6 protein-coding genes are annotated in these 6,000 nt (G+C 50.9%); 2 read left to right on the forward strand and 4 right to left on the reverse strand.

The window, feature by feature from the left end; all coding sequences use genetic code 11:
* Positions 1–6: 6 nt before the first annotated feature.
* Positions 7–186, reverse strand: a complete 180-nt coding sequence (locus ABD919_RS20445; RefSeq protein WP_345237931.1) for a hypothetical protein — start codon at positions 184–186, stop codon at positions 7–9.
* A 405-nt stretch (positions 187–591) separates the two neighbouring features.
* Here ABD919_RS20445 and ABD919_RS20450 point away from each other — a divergent pair, with 405 nt between their 5' ends.
* Together ABD919_RS20450 and ABD919_RS20455 are read left to right on the forward strand one after the other, a co-directional pair.
* The gene (locus tag ABD919_RS20450; protein WP_345237932.1) at positions 592–1,239 is read left to right on the forward strand and encodes an IPT/TIG domain-containing protein; all 648 of its coding nucleotides are present in this window, start codon (positions 592–594) and stop codon (positions 1,237–1,239) included.
* A gap of 24 nt (positions 1,240–1,263) precedes the next feature.
* Positions 1,264–2,448, forward strand: coding sequence for a T9SS type B sorting domain-containing protein (locus ABD919_RS20455; RefSeq protein WP_345237933.1), 1,185 nt, complete (start codon positions 1,264–1,266; stop codon positions 2,446–2,448).
* Positions 2,449–2,529: 81 nt separating this feature from the next.
* Here ABD919_RS20455 and ABD919_RS20460 read toward each other — a convergent pair whose 3' ends face one another.
* The 3 genes from ABD919_RS20460 to ABD919_RS20470 all read right to left on the reverse strand — a co-directional run.
* Positions 2,530–5,037 carry a T9SS type A sorting domain-containing protein gene (locus tag ABD919_RS20460; protein ID WP_345237934.1) on the reverse strand — a complete coding sequence of 836 codons (2,508 nt, stop codon included), beginning with the start codon at positions 5,035–5,037 and terminating at the stop codon, positions 2,530–2,532.
* Positions 5,038–5,164: 127 nt separating this feature from the next.
* Positions 5,165–5,776: a recombinase family protein gene (locus tag ABD919_RS20465; RefSeq protein ID WP_425556426.1), complete on the reverse strand. Its 612-nt coding sequence runs from the start codon at positions 5,774–5,776 to the stop codon at positions 5,165–5,167.
* Positions 5,773–6,000, reverse strand: a 228-nt coding sequence (locus ABD919_RS20470) for a hypothetical protein (RefSeq protein ID WP_345237935.1), incomplete at its 5' end; no start/stop codon positions are given. The genes ABD919_RS20465 and ABD919_RS20470, both read right to left, overlap by 4 nt.

Raw genomic sequence — 6,000 nt, forward strand, 5'->3', positions numbered from 1 at the left:
AGCAATTCACGCACATAAGCACGTTTTGCACGAGCCATTTGCAGTTATCTGCGACCTGCTGCTTTTCCCGCCAGCATAGTGGAACTGCGCGTTCTTCCCATAAAACACGGCGCGGACAACCTGGGTGGTAATTTCCAACTTGCCGAGTTGGTCGTTGATGCGCTTGCGCAGGTTCTGCTCGTCCATGTAGAGAGCAAAAACTCCGTGCGTAAGGCTCGGCCCAGTTCGCGCAGCACCAGATAAAGCGGGTGATGCTGGGAGTAGGAGTTGGCCATAGAATACCAGTTGCATTGACAGTTGGACCTGACCTTTAAGGAAGACCAGTCGCGCTTACGAGCAGACCATGCAACCCTTAATGCCAACATCTTACGCAAAACCGCCCTCTACTTGCTGACCCAGGACCCACAGCCTATTAGCCTTAAACGAAAGCGAAAACAAGCAGCCTACGACATGAGTACCTACTCTAGATTGCCTGATATTTGGTGCGGAAGCCCTATTAAATACAATGTTATTTGCAATAGATCACTTGATTATATTTATATTTGGCCACCTTTTTAACAGGCGAAAGCCTAGTTTAATCCTCTACTCATTATGAAAAATATTATCATTCAGTACCAGAAAGCCCTTGTAGTTCCCTTTATTGCCTTTGCATCGGCTCTAAGCGCTTGCAACAAGCAAGAGCCTGAACCTAATCCGACCGTTACCGCTGTTGAGCCAGCTATTGCTGCGGAAGGCATGACGGTGACGGTGACTGGTTGTAACTTCAGTGCGGTTCCCAGCCGAAACGAAGTCACCTTTAATGGGTTCCCAGGCACCATTCTCTCGGCCTCATCCAGCGCCTTATCAGTTGTCGTACCAGCCAACGCGTTCACGACGGCAGAAGTACCTGCCGCTGAAGTATTTGTAAAAACAGGCACCCGGAGCTGCTCACGAGCAGTTTTACTCAAGTCTCCGCTTTATCCCCAGATTGTGTCGGTCGCTCCGGCTAGTAGCAGGGCTGGCGATGTCATCAACATTAGTGGCCAAGGCTTTAAGGCAAACCCCGCAGAGAGTGCGGTGCTGTTTCCTGGAGCAAACAACACTGTAATACAAGCTTCCATTCGCGCAGCAAGTAGCAGCAGTTTACAAGTAATAGTACCTGCTGGAGCTATTAGCGGCAACGCACGGCTCATAACCTATTTTAATACGACAAACACCAAGTCTGTTACAGAAATCTTTCCAGTCACCATAAACCCTTAACCCTCACCGTACACCTTTTCTCTAATGAAAACACCTTTCACTCAATCACAAATGGCTCATTATTCGTCGCGAGTTTGGCAACGGACTGTATCTACCTTGACTACGACTCTTTTCTTGGCAGGTATGTTCCTGTCAGGTAGTGTCGATGCCCAAGATGCCAAGGTAGCAATTCAACCAATTTCCACATCTTCTCAACCTCAACTCAAAGACGGGCCTGGTGTCGACCCTTGCTCGCTCGTTCCTGGTTTTTCGGTAAACCTGATTCGCCAGAACTTTAGAGCTAATGATTGCGGCCCCCGCATCATTACTGCTTCAGTATGTAATGGTGTTGGCCCATTTAAGTATTCATGGAGTGCTAACCCGTCTAGCAATGTCACGCTTGGCAACACAGCATCCATCAGTGTGTCGCCCCAAGTACCCACGGAATTCGAAGTAACAGTTCGTGATGAGGGCACAAACCCTTACCAATTCGCAATTGCAAGGGTCCTCGTGACTCCTATTATCACAGGTGCTATCAGCGCTTGGGCAACTAATGTTCTGACCCCGAATGGTGACGGCATAAATGATACCTGGCAGATTCGCGACAACACTCCTAACCGTGGTACTGGCCCATTGAATGCCTACGGGTACAGGTTGCGCATATTTGACAGATGGGGCGTAAAGAAGCTAGAGCGTAGCTACACTGACACCCGAATTAATTCCGTTGGGCTTATTGGTGGCCAGATTCAGTGGGATGGCCGTGACGACAATGGCGTAGGCTGTGTGGATGGCGACTACTATTATCGAGTAGATTTTTACAACTGCAGCCTAGGCTGCTCATGTTCGCAAACACACACGGATTTCATACAGGGCTGGGTATCCATCTTCGCCAGCAACTACATGCGAGCTGCTTCAAACGAGCCTACTCCCTTTACATCTACTGAATTAGGTGTTTATCCCAATCCAGCAAATGAAAAGGTCGTAGTTAACCCCTACATGGTAGCTGGTCTCGACGCAGCCGACAACCGTGCAACAGCACCGCGACATTCAGTACTATACAAAGTCGAACTACTCGATAAAACGGGGCTAGTTCGCTACAGCGGTTCAGCAACCAAACAAGCCGTAGAAATTGACACCAAGTCATTAGCCAACGGAATCTACTTCCTGCGTATTATTGGCGACAAAGGCGATGCCATTACCAAGCAAATCGTAGTTGACCATTCCCGGTAGTCATACCATTCGTTTAGCTACAACAAGAAGGCCGACGCATTTGATGCGTCGGCCTTCTTGTTATTAAACAGCTTCAAAACCTCACTGTACTTGTATCCTTACCAGTTCCGTACCGGACGCAAGTACTATTTTAAGCACATATACTCCTGCGCTGAGTCCTCGAACATCTAGAGTTAGTGTAGATGCCTTGGTGGGCACCCGCAAAACAGTTTTTCCTTGTAAATCCAAAAGACAAATCTGTTGTACCTGAGTATCAGCTGGGATCGACAAATGCAATAGGCCTTGAGTAGGAACGGGCCAGACCTGCACCCTAGGATGTGCCAGCCGGGCTTTCGTTGTAAGCACATTAAAATCCACTAAACGAGTTAACCCGGCAATTTCATCCCCTGTTACCCGGGTAAAGGAGCCAGCTGCAACAATCGCTCCATCGGGCTGAACAATTAGTTGCTCCACATTCGCATTAGGTCCACTGGCACCAGTATAAGTCATGTCGCTAGTGCCATCTGCCAGGAGCCGTAGTGTGCCAGCATTGCCACTCGGTGAGGACGGAAGAAAAGAGCCGCCTAGTAGCACGCGGCCATTGGGCTGTACTGCTAGGCAGTTCAGATTCACAACCCCTGTCAGACGGGCAATAAACCCGGCATCTACTGTTCCGCTAGGCAGGAGCTTTGCCACACCCGCAGTCGGAACGGTACCGTACGAAGTAAAATAGCCACCCACGTAGATATTTCCGGCGGCATCGAGGGCCAAGGTGCCTCCAGCACGCGGAGCCGTGACAGGGGTTAAGGAAAACCCCGGGTCTCGTGGGCCATCAGGAAGCATGCGCCAGACCAAAACGGATTGATTCATTAGGGTCGTTTGACCGGCTACCACAATTCGACCGTCTGGCTGGACCAATAAAGATTCTACGTCAGCGGGCTCAGCGGGCTGAAAACTCAAGTCTTCTGAACCAGTTGCCCCATTTAATCGGCTTAAATACTGAACATTGTTAGGGCCCACTAAATTGAATTGACCCAAAACAAGTACGTGGCCATTCGGCTGCAAGGCTACTTGGCGCACATAGGGAGTCCCCAGAGGCAGTGATTGCGAAGATGGAACAAATGAATTATCTAATGCTCCGTTTGGCAGAAGTCGACCAATAGCTAGCCTAGGGCCACCGCTCAATTGGTCAAACCTGCCGCCTACAACTACTTTGCCGTCCGGTTGCAATGCCAGCGTATTGACTAACCCGTTAGCCGTTGCTGTGAAGGTTGCGTCGGGGCTGCCATCAGAATGCAGACGAGCCAAGTTAGCCGCAGCTAAGCCATTTATCTCGTTGAAGTTGCCGCCGACGATGTATTTTCCATCTGGCTGCCGCACGACCGCACGTACTTGACCCAGTTGCTGAATGGGTGGGGCAAAACTTATATCCCGGCTACCATTTCCGTTTAAAAGCGCGGTATTTGTTAAAATTTGGCCGTTACCTAATGCTTGCAAGGAAGACGGGGCTAAGTCTTCGTTCAGTAAAGACGTAACGCTTGTAAAAGAATTGTCCAACAATCCGCTTGGCAGCAGCCGAACCACCCGCCCAATGCCAGCTCCATCGTAGGTTGATGCTTCTGTACCAACCAATATCTTGCCGTCTAACTGCAGTATGACAGGCTCTGTACTAGATAGAAAGCTAAAAAACCATCGGTTAAAATTGCTGCCTGTTTGAAAAGTAGGGTCAACCAAACCTGTAGGTAGCAACCGCATCAGTGGTAACCAGTTGCCGGACGCTCCCGAATTGAGCCCGGCCGCTACCAGTACATTGCCATCGGGCTGTACGCCAAAGCCCGCAACATAAACAGCAGCAGGCATAGTGGGAGGAGTAAAACTGGTATCCAGTCCTCCACTTGTTGACAAGCGAGCGATGCGGTTAACCGGTTGGCCACCTACTGTAGTAAAATCCCCTGCGATTATTATTCTGCCATCAGCCTGTAGTGCCAGCCTAGTGCCCGCCCCATTCAGACCGCCATTTGGAATGTGAAAGCCCGTGTCGATGCTCCCATTGGCATTTAACCGAGCCACGTATTCCATCGGTTGCCCGTTGACTTGCGTAAACAGCCCAGTAGCTAGAATTTTTCCATCCGGCTGTAGCAGCAGATGCTGTACGGCACCATTAAAACCGCTGCCCACATTAAAACTGGGGTCAGGTGTACCATCAGCTTCTAAACGCATTAGCGCAACCCGGGATACCCCTCCTAGTGTTAGAAATCCCCCTCCGCGCGCAACAAGCAGGAGTCGCCCATTAGACAAGGGTAAAACTTGGTCAATTGTTCCTTGTAACCCAGCTGTATTTGTAGCAAATATCTGGTCGACTTGATTACTCCCCGCAAGCAAACGAACCAAGCCAGCAGATACGCTGGTGCCTGCCGTGAAACGGAAATCACCCAGAATAATGCGCTTGCCATCTGGTTGCTGAACAACTTGAACGGCTCGCCCTGGTGAGAAAAGCGCAGTAGGATAAAATCCCAAGTCAAGTAATGGCCCCTGCGCATGGCAATAAGAGCCAATCCCAACAAGTAATACAGTGAGTAAGGTGACAGCCAGAATTTTAGTTGTTTTCATGTGAGGTGAGGTAGATGAGGTAAAACTTTCAACTAAATTTACGCTTTCCCCTTGCGTCTTCGTAGCAACAGAAAAACAGGGTCCTTAGGGGCCAAAGTTGGCCTTGGCTAAAAGTTTAGTGCAAAAGTTAATCGGCAGCCTTGGCCGCGGCCGTCTTGCGGTGGGCATGGATGACCACCTTTCGGTGACGTAAGTACTTGTAGAGGGTAACCTTGGAGATGTTCAGGCGCTGGGCAATCTCGTTGACGCCGAGCTGTTGCTCGCGGTAGAGCGTCTCGGCGATGATGGCCGTGCGTTCGGCCTGCTCGGAGAGGCCCCGCTGGCGGCCGCCCACCCGGCCCCGCGCCCGCGCCGAAGCCAGCCCGGCGTGGGTGCGCTCGCGAATCAGTTCCCGTTCAAATTCAGCCAGCGAGGCGAACAAGTTAAACACGAGCCGGCCCTGGGCGGAGGTCGTGTTGATGGCATCGGTCAGCGAGACCAGGCCCACGCCCCGAAACTCGAGTTCGGCCACCATATCCAGCAAATGCTTGAGCGAGCGGCCCAGGCGGTCGAGCTTATAAATATAGACGGTATCGCCTTTGCGCAGGCTGGCCAAAAGGCGGTCTAATTCCGGGCGGGCTTTGGTGGCTCCGGAAGCCTGTTCCTGGAAGATGGTTTCACACCCGGCCTTGTGTAAGGCATCGAGTTGCAATTCCAGATTCTGGTCGCGGGTGGAGACGCGGGCGTAGCCGATTTTCATGGGTCAAAGTACAGTTTATCCGTTGCGAAGGTACCCATATTTGTACTTTGATTACTGAACAAGTTTTCTGTACCAAATCGGCTGGTTTTGGCTTCGCTTTCTCGGGCCACGGGTGGGTGGCTAGATTGTACAGAAATACGTTCGTGGCTGTTGCAGAACCAGTTTTCGTAGAGGGAAGATGCAAGGCAAGAAGCTGTTTCTCGACAAAGAGGTGACGCGCTTTC

The organism is Hymenobacter saemangeumensis (assembly GCF_039541835.1).
GTDB lineage: Bacteria > Bacteroidota > Bacteroidia > Cytophagales > Hymenobacteraceae > Hymenobacter > Hymenobacter saemangeumensis.